Below are 20,553 nucleotides of genomic sequence, written 5' to 3' on the forward strand. Positions count from 1 at the left end.
TTACCTTTTATATTTTTTTAATAGCGCTTCCCGCTCTTTCTTCAGCATCTTGCTAATCCCAACTTTATATTTGTGAGGGTTATCAAAGCGTTTGTATTCTGTTGGTAAACCCTCCAATCGTTCACGGGAATATTCCGCAATTTCTTTTAGGCTTCTAGGCTCTTGCGTTTTTTTGCCATTTTTCATCACTAAATGCAACAATGCTTCAATCCTACAATTTTTTACAGGCAATGATTTCAATATTTCCTGCGGATCATAAATCCTTGAAACCTCCTCTTCCTCCCTCATCGTAATTGCATCGGCTCCTATAAGTTCTCCTTTTGCATTCATCAATCTAAAAACCTGCTTTTTATGCGGAATAGTAACTTTGGAAAGGCTTTCAGAAATCTTCAACCGGGGAATGCCGTTGGAAACAGCCAGTTTATAAACGCCATCTAGAGCCCCATCAGGATCTCCAGTCACCAAATTGGTCCCCACTCCAAAAATATCTATCGGGGCTTTTTGTTCCAGTAAACTCTTAATCACATATTCATCCAACTGATTGGAAGCTGCTATTTTCACATACTCAAGGCCCGCTTCATCAAGTATTTTTCTGCTTTCTCTTGCCAAATAAGCCAAATCCCCACTGTCCAATCTAATACCCATTAATTGTTCTCCCTGCTCTTTCATTTCTTTTCCAATCTTAATAGCATTGGGAAGACCACTCTTAAGTGTATTATAAGTATCCACAAGGAGCACACAATCTTTTGGCCTCCCTTGGGAAAAGGCCCTAAAAGCCGTTATTTCATCATCATAGCTTTGAACAAAGGAATGTGCCATGGTCCCAGAAACCGGAATATCGAAATTTTTACCTGCTACCACATTGCTTGTGCCATCAAATCCGCCCACAATGGCTGCCCTACTTGCATAATATCCACCAGGGCCATGTGCCCTGCGCAAACCGAATTCAAGCAAAGTTTTATCTTTTGCTACCAATCGTACCCTACTTGCTTTCGTGGCGATCAAGGTTTGAAAATTTAAAAGGTTAAGGAGCATGGTTTCTATAATTTGTGCTTCTATAATATTGGCTTCTACCTGCAGTATGGGCATATTCGGAAATAAAATATCGCCCTCTTTTGCAGCCATGATATTCCCGGAAAATTTAAAGTTTTTAAGGTATTCCAGAAATTTCTTGGAATAGTTTTGCTTTTTTAAATAAGCCAGATCCTCCTTACTAAATCTAAGGTTCTCAAGGATTTCCAAAAGATCTTCCAATCCGGCAAAGATAGCATAGCCACCTTCAAAAGGCAACTTTCTAAAATAGTAGTCGAAAACTGCTGAATGTTCTTTTTGTCCATTTTCAAAATAAACCTGCGCCATTGCAAGTTGATATTGATCGGTATAGGTAGCGGTAAAATTGATCATTTTTGGAATACTATGTTTAAGGGAAGGGAAATTACGAAATTATGGGGACAGTTGTGAGGTGTGAGGTGTGAGGTGTGAGGTGTGAGGTGTGAGGTGTGAGGTGTGAGGTGTGAGGTGTGAGGTGTAAAACTAAAAAAGTGAATAAGGTTAACAATTATAGCTGGAAATACTTATTAAAACTTTTAAAGCAGAAAAGAATATAAAACAAAAAAGCCCGACAGTTATGTCAGGCTTTGTGCTCCTCCTCTTGGGCTCGAACCAAGGACCCTCTGATTAACAGTCAGATGCTCTAACCAACTGAGCTAAGGAGGAAACTATATTTTTATGCTTCTTTAAGAACGTAGTTGCATTTTCAAAGATCCCAATTCTTAATCTGGACCTGCATTCGAGACTTAATATTTCTCTTTTGCGGTTGCAAATATAAATCAATTTTTGAACGCCCACAAAACAAAAAACCACTTTTTTTTTCGAATATCTGGTTAATTGTGGTCAGCCATTTTTAGTGCATCCCAATTAGTCAAATAACCAGCGGTATAAATCGTTTCCATTTGCAAAAAGCACTAAGGCAATTATAATAAAGAAGCCTATCAATTGTGCAAATTCCATGACTTTTTCATTTGGGGTCCTCCCTGTAATAATTTCATATAACAAAAACATTACGTGTCCACCGTCCAATGCTGGAATTGGTAGGATATTCATAAATGCTAGGATAATGGAAATTAAAGCTGTAGCCAACCAAAACCCTTGCCAGTCCCATGCATCTGGAAAAAGACCTCCAATAGCACCAAAACCACCTACTTGGGTTGCGCCTTTCGCGGTAAAAATATATTTGAATTGCGCGACATAATCGTGCAAGGTCCAGTATCCATAACTAAAACCTTCTTTGATACTTTCTGAAAATCCATATTCCCTAGTTTGCACATCAAAATCCCTTTTGCTGGAAACCCCAAGGATCCCATCTTCATCTGGTGTAACCAAAGCGCTCCTAATTTCACCATCCCTTTTAAAGACGATTTCTACTTCTTTTTCTTTGTTTTCAGCAGTTATTGGTGCTAATTCATGCCAATAGCCTATTTCTTGTTTGTTTATTGAGATCAAACTATCTCCCTTTTTAAGACCCGCTTTTCCTGCCGCTAAATCGGCTACTACCGTATCTATAACCGCATTCTGGATGGGCACAAAAGGCTGCATAACCCCTTCTTCAAACATTTTTGAACCAATATCCTCTGGGATCGCAATAGTTTCGGTTTCTCCATTTTGGTGGATCACCGTAATATTTTTTATATCCCTCATAAATAGGAAACGGTTAACATCTATGCTATTTTCAAATTCCTCCCCGTTCACTTTTAAGATCCTGTCGCCATCTTCAAAACCAAATGCCTTAAACTCTTCAGCAACAGCAAATCCACGAGGCATATCCTCAGGTCCCACAAAAGAACTTCCCCAAACAAACAGCACCATCATGTAGATAAGAAAACCTAAAACCAAGTTCACGGTCACCCCTCCCAACATAATGATAAGACGTTGCCATGCGGGCTTACTTCTAAACTCCCAAGGTTTTGGAGGAAGCGCCATTTGCTCCTTGTCCATACTCTCATCTATCATCCCGGCTATTTTTACATAACCTCCCAAAGGCAACCATCCAAGACCATACTCTGTTCCCCCGATTTTTTTCTTGAAAAGGGCGAATTTAACGTCGAAAAACAAGTAGAATTTCTCTACCCTTGTCTTAAATAACTTGGCCGGTATAAAGTGTCCGAACTCGTGCAAAACGATTAGTAAGGACAAACTAAGGATTAGCTGTATTGCTTTTATTAAAAATGGATCCATTCTCTCTGCTTCAAATTTTAAATCGCACAAAAGTAACCTTTTAATAACTCCTAAAAAAGTATAAATTCCCGCGGAAATCTCCCCTTCAGAAATTTTAGGGCTTCCATTGCCTGTAATTAGTTAGAAGACTTTAATTTTGCATCAAATCATAATTGATGCTCCGGTTTTTTTCTAAATACAAACCTCTTGCCATAGTACTTGGTATTTTATCTATTATAATAATTTTCAGCATTTATAATCTACTGAAGCCTAAAGAGAAATTACCCATTTTTCAACCAGATATGGTGAATGCCGAGTTGGTGGACACCACTGTTCAATATGTTAGAAAATATCATAAAATAGCAGATTTTGAGCTATTGAATCAAAACGGGGAAACCATCACGCAAGATACCTATAAGGACAAGATCTATGTTGCAGATTTTTTCTTTACCACCTGTCTCACCATTTGCCCAATAATGACCGGGCATATGCTGAAAATTCAGGAGCGATTAAAGGAGGATCCAGAAGTGCTGCTACTCTCCCACACGGTGATTCCTGTTGCAGACAGTGTTCCGCAGCTTAAAAAATATGCATTGGAAAAAGGGGTAAATGATGCAAAATGGAATTTGGTTACCGGGGACAAAAAACAGATCTACGAACTAGCCCGAAAATCATATCTGGCAACCAAAACCGATGGCGATGGCGGGCCTTATGATATGATCCATACCGAAAATTTTATTTTGGTGGACAAAGAAAAAAGGATTCGAGGGTTTTACGATGGCACAAATGCCGAAGCCATTGAAGATTTAATGGAGGACATCCAAATCCTAAAAGCCGAATACTAGCAATTATACTTTTCTTTGCTAAACTTTTTATAAGACCTTTTTTTAAACTATTTTTGCCTTGTTTAAAATCAATCTAAATAACAATGAAGCTAACCGTTGCTCATTTAAAGCGTGGCCAGCGAGGGATAATCAAAGAATTTATTGCAGATAAAATCCCTCTTAAACTATTGGAAATGGGCTGTTTGCCGGGAAATCTAGTAGAGCTGGTGCAAACCGCACCTTTTAGAGATCCTATGTATTTGAATATAAACGGGAGCCATTTGGCAATTCGCAAAGAGACGGCATTGCTCATAGAAATAGAATTAATTTAATACTATGGGGAAACAGATTAATGTTTCGTTAATTGGGAACCCTAATACCGGTAAAACTTCTGTTTTCAATCAGCTTACCGGCCTCAATCAACAAGTAGGCAATTATCCCGGGATTACGGTAGAAAAAAAGATAGGCATCTGTAAACTGTCGCGGGGCCTAAAAGCCCATATTTTAGATCTCCCCGGCACCTATAGCTTAAACGCTTCTTCCCTGGATGAAAATGTGGTAATTGAATTACTGCTGAATAAAAACGACAGGGACTTCCCAGATGTCGCAGTGGTTGTTAGCGATGTGGAAAACCTAAAAAGAAATCTTCTCCTTTTTACGCAAATAAAAGACCTTGAAATTCCTACTATCCTTGTTGTTAATATGGCAGATAGGATGGTGCGTAAAGGAATATCCCTGGATATAGAAATTTTAGAAGCCAAATTAAACACAAAGATCGCACTGGTAAGTGCCCGAAAAAATACCGGAATTGAAGAATTAAAGGAAATGATCCTTAATTACCGCCAAATTTCAACAGAACCTTGCCTGCACGCCTCTATCATAGACCCAGAGTATTTTGGGAGGTTAAGAAAGGCATTCCCAAATCAGTCCCTTTATAAATTATGGTTGGTTATTACCCAAGATGTAAATTTTGGCAATATGAACAGGCACGAACTTCAGGACGAAGCTAATTTTCATACCAAAAGCAAAAGTGACCTTAAACGACTTCAGCAAAAAGAAACTATTTTAAGGTACCAGTTCATAAATGGATTGTTAAAAGAAGGTCTAAAAGTAGACCTGAACTCGGCCACAGATCTTAGAATACGGTTCGACAGGATCTTAACCCATCGTGTTTGGGGATATGTGATCTTTTTTATGATCCTTCTCCTCATTTTTCAAGCGATCTATAATTGGTCCAGCTATCCGATGGATTTTATAGATTCCACCTTTGCCTCGTTAAGCGAATGGATGAAAGACATGATGCCCGATGGTCCTTTCACCAATCTTATTTCTGAAGGGATTATTCCCGGGCTTGGCGGAATTGTAATCTTTATTCCGCAGATCGCATTTTTATTCTTTTTTATCTCCATTTTAGAAGAGAGCGGCTATATGAGTAGGGTGGTTTTCTTGATGGACAGGATCATGCGAAGGTTTGGACTAAGCGGAAAAAGCGTGGTGCCCTTGGTTTCTGGTACTGCCTGTGCCATTCCTGCCGTTATGGCCGCAAGAAATATAGAAAACTGGAAAGAACGGCTTATCACTATTTTAGTGGTGCCATTTACCACATGTTCAGCACGATTACCAGTGTACCTTATAATAATAGCATTGGTAATACCAGATCAAAGCTTTTTAGGCTTCAATTTACAGGGCTTAACATTAATGCTTTTATACCTTTTAGGGTTTGGGACCGCACTTGCATCTGCATGGCTTCTCAACAGGATCTTGAAAATAAAAAACAAGAGTTATTTCGTGATTGAAATGCCCAATTACAAATTACCAATGGTCAAGAATGTAGCGATCAATGTAGTTGAAAAAACAAAGTCCTTTGTGTTGGGGGCAGGAAAAATAATACTTGCTATCTCTATTATTCTATGGGTTCTCGCAAGTTATGGTCCTGGCGACACTTTTAATAATGCTGAAGAAATTGTAACTTTGGAATATGGGAATGGAGAGAATTCAACTTCAAGCCTAGAAGAAGAAATAGCAGCTTATAAACTGAAGCATTCTTATATAGGAATTATTGGAAGAGGGATCGAACCGGCTGTAACACCTTTGGGCTATGACTGGAAGATTGGAATTGCAATTGTAAGTTCTTTTGCCGCCCGTGAGGTTTTTGTTGGGACATTGGCAACGATTTATAGCGTGGGCAGTGATGAAGAAGAAACCATTAAAAATAGAATGGCCGCAGAGGTGAACCCAGTATTGGGCGGTCCTTTGTTCACATTTGCCAGCGGAATAAGTTTACTGTTGTTCTATGCTTTTGCAATGCAGTGCATGAGTACCTTGGCAATAGTAAAAAAAGAAACGAACACCTGGAAATGGCCTATGTTGCAATTAGTGATTATGAGTAGCTTTGCCTACCTTGTAGCATTAACAGCTTTTCAAGTTTTAAAGTAGTGTAATAATATAAATTTAAACCGCCTTAAACAAGTATCATGGACGTATTACAAAACATATTGGTTTTTATCACCTTTTTGCTCGCGGTAGCATATGTGATCACGAAATTTATTTGGAAGCCAGATTTTTTAAAGTCTAAGAAAGAATCTGAGAAAGCTTGCGGAGTTTCTGGATGTGGTTGTAGCTAATTGGTTTTACTCAACTGAATGAAAAGACAATATTCTGAATCTCTGTTTTATGAGTTGAAACTGGATAGGGATAGAGGTTGAGGGCATCCATAGAATAAACGCCTTTTGAGTCTGAAAAATTAAGAATAAAATTCTCTCCGTTTTTTAATGAAGTAAAATCTTTTCCATTTGTTAACGTAATGATCTTTTCCTCCACTTGTTTCCCATCCTCCCTCACAGCAACCAACACTTTCGCTTCCCCTGGCCAAATACAAGCAACATCCTTGGGACATCTTGAATCTGAGATCACTTTTTTGAATTGAATGGATTTGTTTTCAAAAGTAAACAGCTCTCCAAAGTCCAATTCAGCACTAAAATTAACTATCGAATCATTTTCTTGAGCAGAAGATGAACCCATAAATAAGGCAAAAACAAGAGCTAAACAAACTTTCATAACCAATTTTACTTTAAAGACTATAATTAAAATTGGGTGTTGCAACTATTAGCCCAAACCTACATCTAAGGTCATCATAAGTATAAATCCTCCTATAAAGCCCATAGTGGAAATATCTGTATATTTATCTCGCTGCGATTCTGGCACTACCTCTTCTACCACCACAAAAATCATAGCTCCTGCAGCAAAAGCCAATGCGTATGGCAAGATTGGCTGGAAAGTCATAACGGCCCATGCGCCCAAAACAGCAGCAATTGGTTCTACCGCAGCAGAAAGCTGCCCATAGTTAAAACTTTTCCATCTACTTAGGCCTTGTCCCCTTAATGGCATTGCTACCGCAAAACCTTCAGGAAAATTCTGTAATCCTATTCCAATTGCCAAAGCTACTGCCCCGCCAATAGTTGCACCATCAAAACCTGCTGCCACTCCACCAAACAGCACCCCGATCGCCAAACCTTCCGGAATATTATGCAAGGTTATCGCCAGGGTTAAAAGCACAGATTTATGCCAAGGGGTTTTTATTCCCTCTTTTTCATCCATTTTAAAATTCACATGAAGGTGAGGTAAGACTTTATCCAGTCCGAAGATAAATATGGCTCCTAGAAAAAAACCTACCCCTGCTGGTATTACTTTTTCAAATCCTTCTCCTGGGCTCATTTCTATACCTGGTGCCAATAAACTCCAAAAACTCGCAGCAACCATTACTCCTCCAGTAAATCCTAACATTCCATCGAATACGGCGCGGTTCATTTTCTTAAAGAAAAATACAAGAGAAGCTCCAAGAGCGGTCACCCCCCAGGTAAATAATGTAGCATATAGGGCAGCCAAGATGGGATCTATCCCTTCCAGATAGGCAATTATATCGTTCATCATAATTTAAGGTGTTTTAATATATAAATTACTTGAGATTAAGCTGGAGATCTTAAGTTCCTTATCATTTAATTTGATAAGTATGGATTGATCGAATGATTCTTTTTCTAAAATGTGAATTACTTCCCCTAAAGCAATGTCATTTTTATCCAAATATCGAAGAAATTCTGTAGAGGAGTCTTTTACCCCAACACAAATACCAGATTCTCCAATATTCAGTTCAGAAAGTAAAACTTTATCTGCAATTAGGATATTTCCCTTAGCATCGGGGATAGGATCTCCATGTGGATCTTTTTTAGGAAATCCTAGAAATTTATCTAGTTCCCTTATAAGTTTTTCAGATTTTATATGTTCCAACTGTTCTGCAACTTCATGAACTTCATCCCAAGAAAAATTGAGTTTATCTACCAAAAAAACTTCCCAAAGCCGGTGCTTTCTAACTATTTCAATGGCAGTTTCCTTACCAGAATTACTGAGTTTGACACCCTGATATTTCTTATAGTCCACCAATTCCTTTTCAGCCAATCGCTTGACCATATCTGTTACAGAGGAGGCTTTTGTATTCATTTCTTCGGCCAAGGCATTGGTGCTCACGCCTGTTGGAAAAGAACGTTCCAGATGAAAAATGGCTTTTAAATAATTCTCTTCGGATAAACTGAACATACATTTTGTTTTAAGAGCTGCTAAATTACATTTTTAATTTAAATAAATCAATTTTTTAGGTTAATCTAAAGAATACTTATAGCTCAACTGAAAACATGTCGAACATGTTCTATTCTTTTTCTTTTCGAGCGTAGTCGAGAAATCTTTTTTTTACCTATAGGCTCTTCCGAGTGCTAAGTTTTCTTATGAAGGACAAACATATTCTATTGTCATCCCGACGCTAGGAGGGATCTATGATTAATAAACTTTCACCTAAGATTCTTGAATGCGTTACACTGCTTTCAGTATGACAATTAGATCTTGATAATCATTGATTTAAATACCAAGTTATGGTGGAGAAGCAATAGAAAGCTTCTCGGCTCCGCTACCATTGAAGTGTTTTTATTTATTTGTGAATCCAAGACCCTGAAACCAGTTACCATTGCCGTATTTTTATAAGTTGCTTATTTATAGATAATTATAGTATCTAATGCCTTAGCCATTTTTAATACGCTTTTTGTTCTCATTACGGTAATTTCAAGAATTTGGAAAACACTTCCTTTGGTCTATAAAGCTTTGATTAATTTTAATGATTGTTCATTTTTTTGTTCGTCCAAAAAAACGGACCAAAAAAAGGACACTTTTTTGTAGGTGTTTCCAAATATGCTAAGAACCATCATACGTCAACTTCCTACGCTGGATAATTTTTTTATCACGGATCTCGAAGTGACATTCATACTCCCTTTTGTCATCCTGACGAAGGAAGGATCTATTTACATTTCAATGGATAATGTTTCTTAGAGATTCTTCACTATGTTCAGGATAACAATCGTGTCCTATCGTCTCGATAGCTATAGACCTAGAACTATCCCGATATTAGGAACTAACAGGTTTAAAGAAGATATAAATCTCTCAGGGAGAGATGGACTCTAGATCCCTCTTTCCTTCTGGATTTTTTCGTAAGCTTCCTGCACCATTCTAAATTTATCTTCAGCACCTTTTCTATAGGCCTCATCCATATGTTGCAGTTTGTCCGGATGGTATTTTTTGGCCATGGTCCTAAATGCCTTTTTTACTTCGGCATCTGTGGCAGATTTTTCGATCTCCAGGATCTTGTACGAATTATCGGCACTCTTAAAGAACATCGCTTTAATACTTTCAAAATCCCTGTTGTTCAGTGCTAAAAATCCCGCGATAGATTGAAGTTGGGACAATTCAGAATTAGAAATATTTCCATCTGCTTGGGCAATGCTGAACAAGAAATGCAAGATTTGTAATCGCACTTCATATTTGGTGCGTTGCTGAAGATACAAACCAATTCGTTGCGCGGAGATCTCCCTGTTCTTTATCACCTCATTAAAAGTGCGAAAAGTGGCATTTGCACGCTCTTTCCCGTAGGCCTGTACAAAATAAGATCGTACATAATCCATTTCAGATTGAGATACTTGCCCATCTGCTTTTATAACCAAAGAGGCCAACGAAAGTAGATTGAGCTCAAAATCCCCTGGTGTTACCGTTTGACTTTGACTTGTAAAAACCGAATTAAATCCACCTGAAGACCGATTCCAATTATCTATAACAGTTCCTAATATAAACCCCAGTACTGCTCCCGGGTACCTGAAAAACATATAGCCTGCAAAGGCCAATATCCACTTAAACATAAATTTCTACTTGATAAGAGGCAAATATACTATTTTGAATAGGTATTAAACAGACCCTATCCCATAAACTTGTGCTTCCTGTCTATAAGTTGAAACTATGAGCATATAGGAAATTGAGATATGAAGAGCAAAAGTTAATTTGTATCTTTGCCCTTTATAAATTATAATAAAAATTCTATATATGTATCCAGCAGATTTAGTTAAACCAATGAGAGAAGACCTTACAAATATAGGTTTTCAAGAATTACATACCGTTGCAGAGGTAGATGCTGCCATGGAAAAGAAGGGAACTACGTTGGTAGTTGTGAATTCCGTTTGTGGATGTGCCGCTGCTAATGCACGCCCGGGAGCTCGTATCTCTTTACAAAACAACAAAACGCCGGATAATCTGGTAACTGTTTTTGCAGGAGTAGATACGGAGGCCACGGCTAAGGCTCGTGGTTATATGGTCCCTTTTCCTCCTTCTTCACCGTGCATGGCATTGTTTAAAGATGGGGAATTAGTTCATATGTTGGAACGCCATCATATCGAAGGGCGTCCCGCAGAGATGATCGCAGATAATTTAACAAGTGCTTACAACGAGTTTTGTTAATCCCTCATTGAGGGCTTAATTTTTCGTCCCGAGAGCTCTTGGGATGCATTAAATTTTTTAAAGTATTTTCCTCCCGAAGCATCGGGACACACCTTGTGGGCTTGCTTCAAGGTCCTTGATTTAAAAATATATCAAGCCGATCTATTTAAGATCGGCTTTTTTTGCTTTATGTTGAAATAATTTGTTTGTTCGTAAAGTATCATAAATTGAAAAAGGACGTCATTCTTTCCCGACCGTTCGGGAGTTTCAGAATCTCATTTCAATGTAGATCAATGCAATATTGAGACCCTGAAACCCGACCGACCGCTACGGGCTGGTATATTAACATTGAGGTATTTTTTCTATCACAAACAGAAATTGAAACGAGTTCAGGTATCGACTTCACGTCAAGCTGAACTTGTTTCAGGTTCTAACATGTGAATGAGCTTTACAACTCTAATAGACCCTGAAATTAATTCAGGGTGACGCTTTGGATTGAATTCCTGAAAAAAAAAATTTGTTATTGATATATTTAAGTAAAACACGTCAATTCCCTACGTTAGATAGATTTTTTTATCACTGGTCTACCATTGACGTATTTTTATTTATTTGTGAATCCAAGACCCTGAAACCAGTTCAGGGTGACGATGGGGAATTGTCGTCATGCTGAACTTGTTTCAGCATCCCATCAGCTTATATAAAAAACATGTCAATTTCCTATGCTGGATAATTTTTTTATCACTGGTCTCAGGGTGACGAAAGAACTATAAAAAGCGGATATACCTAATAAATAATTAGTACCTTTCTTCTTCCAATATCAAATTATACTTGATGAAAGTATTTGTCGTTTTCCTTCGTTTTCCTATTTTTTATTGTTAGTGCAGCAAGCTGCCAAAATACAGATGAAGCACAAAATGTATCCCTTCAGGATCTGGAACAGCAACTTGAAGCACTCCAAGCATTCGTGGACCAAAGCAACTGCACCCAAAATTCCCAATGTAGTTATATCGCCTACGGAACAAAAGCCTGCGGGGGTCCCAAAGGATATCTTGTGTTTTCAACCAATGTAGATATGGACCAACTCAAGGTAATGGTTGCAAAATATTCTAAAGCCGAAGCTACTTACAACAAGCAAAATGGCATCATAAGCGATTGCAGCATTCCTGCACCACCCCAAAGTATTAAATGTAGCGATGGGAAATGTATCGCTGTAGATTAACCACTTCATAAACTCATTTTTCCCATAAAAATGTATTTTTGCAGCAAGCACATTTTAAGATGAAGAAACTACTTGCCTATCCCCTTTCCATAATTTCATATTTTTTTTTCTTTTTAACCTTAGTGGTTTTTCACGGGATTCAATGGATCTGCTTCAATTTTATTGGAAAAGAAGCTCATAAAACTTCGGTAGATGTTTTTAATCTCACCTTAATGCGATGCCTCAATATTTTGGGTACCACCTTTACGGTAGACAATCCTCATAAAATCCCAACCGATGTGCCATGTATTTTTGTTTCCAATCATCAAGGTCTCTATGACATTCCGCCTATCATTTGGTACCTTAGAAAGCATTATCCTAAGTTTATCAGTAAAAAAGAATTGGGCAGAGGGATTCCAGGGATCTCCTACAACCTTAGACATGGGGGATCTGCTCTGATAGATCGCAAGGATCCCAAGCAAGCTGTTGTTACCATTTCGAAATTTGCAAATTACCTTAATAAAAACAATTACTCGGCAGTAATATTTCCTGAAGGCACTAGAAGCAGGGACGGTAAGCCAAAAAAGTTTGCTGAAACAGGTCTGCAAATAATGCTGAAGAAAATGCCCAATGCCCTCGTGGTTCCAATTACCATTAATAATTCATGGAAGTTGTTCGAATATGGGAGTTTTCCTTTAGGGATTGGCCATAATATTAAGATGAAGGTACACCAACCAATTCTCGCAAATTCAGACGATGCAAATAGCATGATTGCCAAAGTGGAACGCACGATTATTGCCGACATTATTTAAAATAAGCCCATTGTATTTATCCATATTTGAACCATATGACTTCAGAAAAGATCATAGAAAACACCATTTCATTTGTTAAAGAAACCTTGAAAGATGCAGAAGGCGGGCATGATTGGTTTCATATAGAAAGAGTGTACAACAACTCTAGATTGATAGCTTCTTCTGAAGATGTAGATCCTTTAATTGTGGCATTGGGAGCATTGCTACATGATATAGCCGACTCCAAATTCCATAATGGCGATGAAACTGTTGGCCCAAAGGTTGCCAAGGCCTTTTTAAGCGATTTAAATGTAGGCGAAAAGGTAATTGGCCATGTGATAAAGATCATTGAAAACATCTCCTTTAAAGGCGGAAATACCAACCAATCTTTTAACTCTAAAGAACTAGCGGTTGTTCAAGATGCCGACAGGCTGGATGCACTTGGAGCAATAGGTATTGCAAGAGCTTTTAATTATGGTGGGTTTAAAGGAAGAACTTTGTTTGATCCAGAGCTCCAACCGAACCTTAAAATGAGCAAAGAAGAATACAAAGCATCAACTGCACCAACAATCAACCACTTCTACGAGAAACTACTATTGCTGAAAGACAGAATGAACACAGAAACCGGAAAAGCAATTGCAGAACAGCGACATACGTATATGCAAGGGTTTTTAGAGCAGTTCTATGCAGAATGGCACGGGAAAGCATAACATAGAAAAACCTTGCTTTCCAGTAAGGTCTTTTAATTTATTTCTTATAACAATAAATTATTAATGTCATTCTGAACGCAATGAAATGAAGTGAAGAATCTCAAGATAGTAAAGGGGTTCTTCCTCCGTTGGAATGACGTTTTTCACTTTCGAATTCCAGGTTTCAGGCTCAACCTGACAATTCATTTAAAGCATGAATTATCTACAACCAAGCATTCCACGGAATTCTTGAAAGAACTAGAATTAAAGCAAGCGTATAAAATATTGCCAATGTCTTAAATTTTGGCTTGGAAGTAAGTTTTTTCTTGTGTTTAGAATAACCTATTGTTATAAAAACAATGGCAAGTATCATGATTATTGGATGCTCCACGTTATATAACCTTAGAATAGGATCTTTCATAACCCCACCCATTCCAACTTCACTGAACATTTTAAAATAAGGAGTAGTAAAGTACAAGATAATCCCAATTAGCAATTGTAAATGCGAAACTATAAGGGTAAACAATGCAATCCTAAAATTGGTGGCGCCATATTCTTTATTGCTGGCAAAACCTACGATAGCATTTGCAGCGGCTACAATTAAAACAATAAGCACCAAATATGCCCAATAAGAATGTATAAATTGAATAGTTTCGTACATTTTTTCTAAGTTTTAGGCAAATATAGGTTTTTTCAATAAAAAACCGCTTCAGGAATTGAAGCGGCTTATAAAGAATTTTAAATTTAGGTTTAATTGAAAGAATATCTCAAACCAACCTGCATTTGCCATCTTGAAGATTGTAAACCTGCATCATCAACGATATTTTTTGTTTCAAGCGACCTTGGATCAAATGTAAATGTAGGTGTTGTACCATTTTCAGCAAATCCTCTGAAGGAAGCAAGTTGAACTTGACCAAAATTTGCAAATGTTCTCTTACCCCACTCTTTGTTTAAGAAGTTTGTGAAGTTGAAAATATCTGCAGTTAATTCAATTTTATGATCTGTTTCATTGATCTTAACCCTAAATTCTTGAGCAAATTTTAGATCAATAATATGTGACCAATCTATTCTATCGCCGTTTCTTTCAGCAAATTGACCTCTTCGGCTACTTAAATATTCATCTCCATTAATTGCAGCATTTAAAAGATCCCATTGCTCACCAGCTGTTCTATTATTTTGAGGATTTCTAGTATCTACAATATCAACTAAATTAGCTTCAGCCTCATTTGAAGGTATATATGCCAATGCAGAGAATGATCCTGTATCACTTAATAGTCCACTTCCATTATAAACATAACTAAAAGGCTGACCTTGAGCTCCTTCATAGAATAAACCTATTCTAGTCCTTAAATTTTCAGTCCATTTTAATTCAATAGTTGAATTGGCTATTATCCTATGTCCCGGAGCAAAATCAGATCTTGAAACAGATGGCATGTTAGAGCCTCTTACAGTTTCAAGATATCTCCATTGAGAACTGTTTTGAGAAGAAGTTGCATCAAAAAGCACATTGGACTCTCCGTAAGAATAGGATACTTGAGAATTAACATCTATAAAAGAGCTATAGAAATTCTTTGCTAAGGTTCCAGAAACATTATAGGAATTTCCTTCAGATGTATTATACCCCATATAAATAGCACTGTAGGTATTATCTATATTTTCAAATCCATAATTTGGTCTTGAACCAGCAGCTGTAGTTATAAATTGAGGTCCTTCAAGATTAATATTCTCATAGGCTACAGCATTTACATCATCGTTGTAGATAAAGTCTGCAGAAATAACCCAGTTACCAGGTAATTTTTGATCTACTGCAATATTGGTTTTCCAAACTTGTGGCAATTTGAAATTTTTCTCAAATAAATTTACTTCACCTCCTACAGATCCAGAACCTTGAGGAGGATCTTGAAATTGATTTCTTGGATCTGGCTCAAATTGAGGAACATCGTCTCCAGTTAATTGAATAAAACCTGCAGTTAAACCATTGTTGTTATAAACTCCTCCAGGCCAAACCAATGGTAACCTTGAAGTAAAGATCCCTGTACCACCTCGAATTTGGGTAGTACGATCTCCCTTAACATCCCAATTAAATCCAAATCTAGGAGAAAAATGAACCTGTGCATCAATACCTTTACCTGTTCTTGCTCCTCTTAGATCTTTTCCTGCAGCTTCCAATAAAGGAATTGTTCTATTATTGAAATCATCATTAATTAGATAATCCTCCCAAAATGGAACATCTATTCTTGCACCTAAAGTAAGTTTTAAATTATCTGTAACACTAAACACATCTTGAGCATACAATCCAAATTGAAAGATATCAAATTCTGCTGCACCCTGAGAATCATCTCCAAACCCACCAATTAGTGAATATCCATAACGATACCTGTTTGCTAAATTACCGTTAATAAAATCGTCGAGATTATTATATCTGTAATCTCCAAAATTTTGTCTGAAAAACACGTTTTTTGAAGAAGAAAATTCATTGTTAGTACCAATAGTAATATTGTGTCTACCAGCGTAAATATCAAAATTATCGGTTATGGTAAGTGTACTTTGTTCTAATAGGTTTGCTGTAGAGAATGCTTCAGATCCAAAATTTATAGAGCTCCCAGCAGCATCAAAAATCTGCACATTTGGAAATTCTCCACCTTCAGGATCTCTATCATCATTTACGGTGGTCCATCCTATAATTAAATTATTTGCCATGCTATTTCCAATTCTTGAGCTTAATTCCAGGGCTGTTGAGTTGGTTATAGATTCAAAATTAATAGCGGAATTAGAAAAATTTATGGCACCTTGATTTGATCTTGGAGCATTTAACTGTATCGCTTTAACATAACTATGTTTCAACGATAATTTATGATTTTCATTAATGTTCCAATCTATTTTTCCAATTAACTTATCGCTTACAAGAGAAGATTGATTGTTTGCAAATCCACCTGGATTATAACCGTATTCGTTGTTCAAAAAATCAGAAAGACCATTGATATCAGCTAAAGTCGCATCACCTCTAAATGTTGTAATATCAAAGGGTTGAGGAGTTTCATTATCTTGACGCTCATAGTTTACAAAAAAGAATAATTTGTCCTTTACTATTGGTCCTCCAACTCTTATACCAGAAGTAACTGCGGTAAACTCTTCAAGTTTTTCTCTTTTTCCATCATCTCCTATTAAATCTACTGGAGTTTTTCCTGCAAAATCTTCATTTCTCAAGAAACTGTAAAGAGAACCTTCAAATTGGTTGGTACCAGATTTTGTGATTGCGTTAATACTACCCCCAGCAAATCCAGATTGTCTAACATCAAAAGGAGCAACGTTAATCTGAAATGATTCAATTGCATCAAGAGAAATTGGACTAACTCCGGTTTGACCTCCATTTGTTCCACTTGCTGCCAGTCCGAAAACGTCATTATTCACAGCACCATCAATATATAATGCATTGTAACGATTGTTTTGACCACTAATGGAAATAACATCATCACCACTAACTTGTGCTTGAGGAGTTAATCTTGCAAAATCTGCAATATTTCTAGATATAGAAGGCAAGGTATTAACCTGTCTTTGGCTTACGCTTGTCTCAGCCCCTGTTTTACCTGAATCGAAAACACTATTTCTTTCTCCTGTTATTACCACTTCATCTAATGCATTTTGAGATTCACCTATTTCTGCACTAATATTCCTTGAATCCCCTAATTTTAAATTAATGTCGTTAGCTGAAAAGTTTTCAAAACCCACAAAACTAATAGTGATTATGTAAGGTCCACCTACCCTCATATTAGAGATACGGTAGAAACCATCAAAATCTGAAATAGCACCATATGTAGTACCAGAGGGCTGATGTACTGCCACGATATTAGCTCCCGGAAGCGGCTCTCCATTGGTGTCCAGCACCCTTCCATTAATTGCTGAGGTTGTAACTCCTTGAGCAAAAGTAACGGCTGTCATCATTAAAAAAATAACGACAAATAAACTTGTAATCTTTTTCATTGTTAGTGATTAGTTATTGTTTATAATTCACGGCAAAAAACGTCATTTTCTGAAAAACAAACTTTAACTTAATGTAAAGATTTCAGACTTTAACATTTCGCCCCAACAAACATACATATTTTACACAAAGGATTATCGCTGAAGTCATTAAAGCTATTAAGAATTTATTAACAATAAAAAACACTACTTTTTTAAGTAGGAATTTAACAAATTGTTTGTAGAATCATCATGGTTTGAAACATCAGAGGCATTAATTTCTTTCAAAATTTTTGAAGCCAATTGTTTTCCCAACTCAACTCCCCATTGATCGTAACTAAATATATTCCAGATCACTCCTTGAACGAATATCTTGTGCTCATACATGGCGATCAATTTTCCTATACTCCCCGGAGTCAACTTCTCGATCAAAAGCGACGTTGTGGGCTTGTTCCCTTCAAAGACTTTAAATGGAAGTAAAGTTTCAATTTGTTCTAATTTCAGGCCTTGTTTGCTCAATTCCTTTTTTACCTCATCTTGGGATTTCCCCTTTAAGAGTGCTTCTGTTTGCGCAAAATAATTGGCCATTAATTTATCATGATGCCCTTTATCACCAAATAAGGATTTTTTAAAACCAATGAAATCGGCTGGGATCAATTTTGTGCCTTGATGAATTAGTTGAAAAAATGCGTGTTGGGAATTGGTGCCAGGCTCTCCCCAGATGATGTTACCGGTTTCATAACCAACAGGATTCCCATTTCTATCTATACTTTTACCATTGCTCTCCATAATTGCTTGCTGAAGGTAACTCGGCAGTTTTTGTAAATATTGAGAATAAGGGATGACCACTTCGCTCTCTGCCTTAAAGAAATTGTTGTACCAAACACTCAACAAAGCCAGCTGAACAGGGATGTTTTTAATAAAAGGTTCTTTCTTAAAGTGCACATCCATTTTATGTGCACCTTCCAGAAGTTCATTGAATTTAGTGAATCCTACTGCCAGGCTTACAGATAAACCTACAGCACTCCACAACGAAAACCTCCCTCCAACCCATTCCCACATTGGGAATATGTTTCCTTTAGAAATTCCAAAATCTTGCACTTTTTCGACATTCGAGGAAACAGCAACAAAATGCTTTTGAACAGCTTCTTGAGGTGCCGAGTCCAAAAACCACTTTCTAGAGGTGATTGCATTGCTCAAGGTTTCCTGAGTAGTAAAAGTTTTGGAAACAATTACAAATAGGGTGGTTTCTGGATTTAGTGGCTTTAATATTTCATGAACATGGTCCCCATCTACATTGGAGATATAATGAATGTTCAAATGGTTTTTGTAAAATCCAAGTGCTTCGGTAACCATGGCAGGACCAAGATCTGAACCGCCAATTCCAATATTAACTATATCTGTAAATTTCTTGCCAGAATACCCTTTTGTGTTTCCGGAGATAATAGCATTGGAAAATGCTTCCATCTTGGCTTTCACCTCAAAAACTTCAGGAATCACGTTTTCTCCATCAACACGTACGCACTCTGAGTCCTTCGCTCGTAGAGCAGTATGTAGCACAGGTCTGTTCTCGGTTCTATTGATGCTTTCTCCTCCAAAATATGAATTGATCGCTTCTTCCAAACCACATTCTTCTGCAAGTTCCAACAAAAGTTCTTGCGTTTTTCGAGTGATTCTATTTTTGCTGAAATCGACTAAAAAATCTTCCCAATGGATGCTGAAATCGTTGAAACGTTGCGGTTCTTCAGAAAAAAGCTGCTGCATTTTAATCTCTTTTATCTCTTCGAAATGTTGTTGCAGTTTCCCCCAAGCGAGGGTGGTAGTAGGATCTATATTTTGCATTGCTAAATTTCTTTGAATGGAATTTTATCTAATTTTGTTCTCACCGGTTTAATAGCGGCAAAATAATCTTCTTTTATATTATCTGCTATAGGTTCTGCTGCCGGTAAGTTCTGGCGAAAAGGATCTACTTGTTTCCCTCGTACCCAAAACCTGTAACAAACATGAGGTCCCGTGGCAAGCCCCGTACTTCCCACATATCCAATAATATCTCCTTGTTTTACCCGTTGGCCAACCCTAACATTTCGTTTGGACATATGTAAATACTGTGTGGTATAGGTATCGTTGTGTTTTACTTTTACATAATTTCCATTCCCGCCCGTATAACTGGCCGCAATTACGGTTCCGTTGGCGGTAGACCAGATAGGTGTTCCGTGTGGGGCGGCATAATCTGTTCCTTTATGGGCTTTCCATCTTTTTTGAACAGGATGGTATCTATTTCCCGAAAATCTTGAAGAAATTCTACTGAAATTCAATGGCGCTTTTAAAAAGAAACTCTGTAAAGGCCTAGCCTCTTCATCATAAAAGTCGGATTCGCCTTTTTCCGGATCTGCCATATAATCGAAGGCATAATATGGTTTGCCTTGGTGTACAAAAACAGCGCCTTCAATATTTTCTATTCCGGCATATATGCTATCATTTATATAGCGTTCATTATACACCATTTTAAACTGATCTCCTTTTTGAAGCTTCCAGAAATCGATGCTCCATTGATAGATACTGCTTAGCTCATGAGACAACAATACGCTCAAGCCCTGGTTGGACATAGCTTCAGATAGATTGCTAACAATCACCCCCGAAACGGTTTTCCTTTTGATGGTAACCGGCTTCTGGGATTTGAATGCCGCTATGTTTTTTCCAATATTAACAACGGTGTAGTCAATTCTGTCGTTCTCATAAATAAAATATTCGGGAGTTTGAGCAGCGTCTTTTGCTTTCAGGATAATATAAGGCTTCCCCACTACTAATCTTTTTGGATTAAAGGTTTCACTTACCTGTTCGGTAATTTCAAAAACTTTAGATCTGCTTACCCCATGTGCATCCAATATTTCACCAAAACTATCTCCAGATTGTATCGTGTCCCGCACAACTTCAAAATCATGAAGTACAAATCCATATTCCTCAATCACGGGAACAGCCTCTTCTACTTTAACTTCGGTTATTTCATTTTTAGCCTCTTCGTCATTATTGCAAGCAGATAATGCAACTGACAATAATAGCAAGTATTTTATATTCTTCAA

At 37.4% G+C, this 20,553-nt stretch carries 18 protein-coding genes and 1 tRNA gene; 8 read left to right on the forward strand and 11 right to left on the reverse strand.

Features of this window, described 5'->3' with window-relative positions; all coding sequences use genetic code 11:
- From JM83_RS05430 to rseP, 3 genes are all read right to left on the reverse strand, one after another.
- Complete coding sequence (locus tag JM83_RS05430) at positions 1-1,404, reverse strand: nicotinate phosphoribosyltransferase (RefSeq protein ID WP_144960104.1); 1,404 nt, start codon at positions 1,402-1,404, stop codon at positions 1-3.
- Positions 1,405-1,642: 238 nt separating this feature from the next.
- Positions 1,643-1,716 (reverse strand) — tRNA-Asn (locus JM83_RS05435).
- A 201-nt stretch (positions 1,717-1,917) separates the two neighbouring features.
- Entirely contained in the window at positions 1,918-3,234 is a 1,317-nt protein-coding gene (gene rseP, locus JM83_RS05440) for an RIP metalloprotease RseP (protein ID WP_144960106.1), read from the reverse strand.
- A gap of 155 nt (positions 3,235-3,389) precedes the next feature.
- Here rseP and JM83_RS05445 point away from each other — a divergent pair, with 155 nt between their 5' ends.
- The 4 genes from JM83_RS05445 to JM83_RS19090 all read left to right on the forward strand — a co-directional run bounded on the left by JM83_RS05445 (position 3,390) and on the right by JM83_RS19090 (position 6,661).
- Positions 3,390-4,058, forward strand: coding sequence for an SCO family protein (locus JM83_RS05445; RefSeq protein WP_144960108.1), 669 nt, complete (start codon positions 3,390-3,392; stop codon positions 4,056-4,058).
- A gap of 83 nt (positions 4,059-4,141) precedes the next feature.
- Complete coding sequence (locus tag JM83_RS05450) at positions 4,142-4,369, forward strand: ferrous iron transport protein A (RefSeq protein ID WP_144960110.1); 228 nt, start codon at positions 4,142-4,144, stop codon at positions 4,367-4,369.
- Positions 4,370-4,373: 4 nt separating this feature from the next.
- Entirely contained in the window at positions 4,374-6,473 is a 2,100-nt protein-coding gene (feoB, locus tag JM83_RS05455) for a ferrous iron transport protein B (RefSeq protein WP_144960112.1), read from the forward strand.
- Positions 6,474-6,511: 38 nt separating this feature from the next.
- The gene (locus JM83_RS19090; protein WP_186434952.1) at positions 6,512-6,661 is read left to right on the forward strand and encodes a hypothetical protein; all 150 of its coding nucleotides are present in this window, start codon (positions 6,512-6,514) and stop codon (positions 6,659-6,661) included.
- Between the two features lie 10 nt (positions 6,662-6,671).
- On the opposite strand, the gene JM83_RS05460 is transcribed toward JM83_RS19090, so the two are convergent.
- The 4 genes from JM83_RS05460 to JM83_RS05475 all read right to left on the reverse strand — a co-directional run bounded on the left by JM83_RS05460 (position 6,672) and on the right by JM83_RS05475 (position 10,267).
- Complete coding sequence (locus tag JM83_RS05460) at positions 6,672-7,094, reverse strand: hypothetical protein (RefSeq protein WP_144960114.1); 423 nt, start codon at positions 7,092-7,094, stop codon at positions 6,672-6,674.
- 48 nt (positions 7,095-7,142) lie between these two features.
- Entirely contained in the window at positions 7,143-7,964 is an 822-nt protein-coding gene (locus JM83_RS05465; protein ID WP_144963689.1) for a ZIP family metal transporter, read from the reverse strand.
- 6 nt (positions 7,965-7,970) lie between these two features.
- Entirely contained in the window at positions 7,971-8,627 is a 657-nt protein-coding gene (locus JM83_RS05470) for a metal-dependent transcriptional regulator (protein WP_144960116.1), read from the reverse strand.
- A gap of 908 nt (positions 8,628-9,535) precedes the next feature.
- Complete coding sequence (locus JM83_RS05475) at positions 9,536-10,267, reverse strand: TerB family tellurite resistance protein (protein ID WP_144960118.1); 732 nt, start codon at positions 10,265-10,267, stop codon at positions 9,536-9,538.
- Positions 10,268-10,448: 181 nt separating this feature from the next.
- Between JM83_RS05475 and JM83_RS05480 the strand changes: the two genes are divergently transcribed.
- From JM83_RS05480 to JM83_RS05495, 4 genes are all read left to right on the forward strand, one after another.
- A complete protein-coding gene (locus tag JM83_RS05480) occupies positions 10,449-10,859 on the forward strand; it encodes a BrxA/BrxB family bacilliredoxin (RefSeq protein ID WP_144960120.1) in 411 nt (136 codons plus the stop codon).
- An 820-nt stretch (positions 10,860-11,679) separates the two neighbouring features.
- The gene (locus JM83_RS05485) at positions 11,680-12,057 is read left to right on the forward strand and encodes a hypothetical protein (RefSeq protein ID WP_144960122.1); all 378 of its coding nucleotides are present in this window, start codon (positions 11,680-11,682) and stop codon (positions 12,055-12,057) included.
- Positions 12,058-12,116: 59 nt separating this feature from the next.
- On the forward strand, positions 12,117-12,848 hold the full coding sequence (locus JM83_RS05490; protein WP_144963690.1) for a lysophospholipid acyltransferase family protein: 732 nt from the start codon (positions 12,117-12,119) through the stop codon (positions 12,846-12,848).
- Between the two features lie 35 nt (positions 12,849-12,883).
- Positions 12,884-13,537: an HD domain-containing protein gene (locus JM83_RS05495; RefSeq protein WP_144960124.1), complete on the forward strand. Its 654-nt coding sequence runs from the start codon at positions 12,884-12,886 to the stop codon at positions 13,535-13,537.
- A 202-nt stretch (positions 13,538-13,739) separates the two neighbouring features.
- Here the strand turns inward: JM83_RS05495 and JM83_RS05500 are convergent, their stop codons facing one another.
- The 4 genes from JM83_RS05500 to JM83_RS05515 all read right to left on the reverse strand — a co-directional run bounded on the left by JM83_RS05500 (position 13,740) and on the right by JM83_RS05515 (position 20,553).
- Positions 13,740-14,177, reverse strand: a complete 438-nt coding sequence (locus tag JM83_RS05500) for a hypothetical protein (RefSeq protein ID WP_144960126.1) — start codon at positions 14,175-14,177, stop codon at positions 13,740-13,742.
- Between the two features lie 89 nt (positions 14,178-14,266).
- Complete coding sequence (locus JM83_RS05505) at positions 14,267-17,497, reverse strand: carboxypeptidase regulatory-like domain-containing protein (protein WP_144960128.1); 3,231 nt, start codon at positions 17,495-17,497, stop codon at positions 14,267-14,269.
- 183 nt (positions 17,498-17,680) lie between these two features.
- Entirely contained in the window at positions 17,681-19,315 is a 1,635-nt protein-coding gene (gene pgi / locus JM83_RS05510; RefSeq protein ID WP_144960130.1) for a glucose-6-phosphate isomerase, read from the reverse strand.
- Between the two features lie 2 nt (positions 19,316-19,317).
- Positions 19,318-20,553: a M23 family metallopeptidase gene (locus JM83_RS05515; RefSeq protein ID WP_144960132.1), complete on the reverse strand. Its 1,236-nt coding sequence runs from the start codon at positions 20,551-20,553 to the stop codon at positions 19,318-19,320.

This window comes from Gillisia sp. Hel_I_86, assembly GCF_007827275.1.
In the GTDB taxonomy this organism is placed as follows: Bacteria; Bacteroidota; Bacteroidia; order Flavobacteriales; family Flavobacteriaceae; genus Gillisia.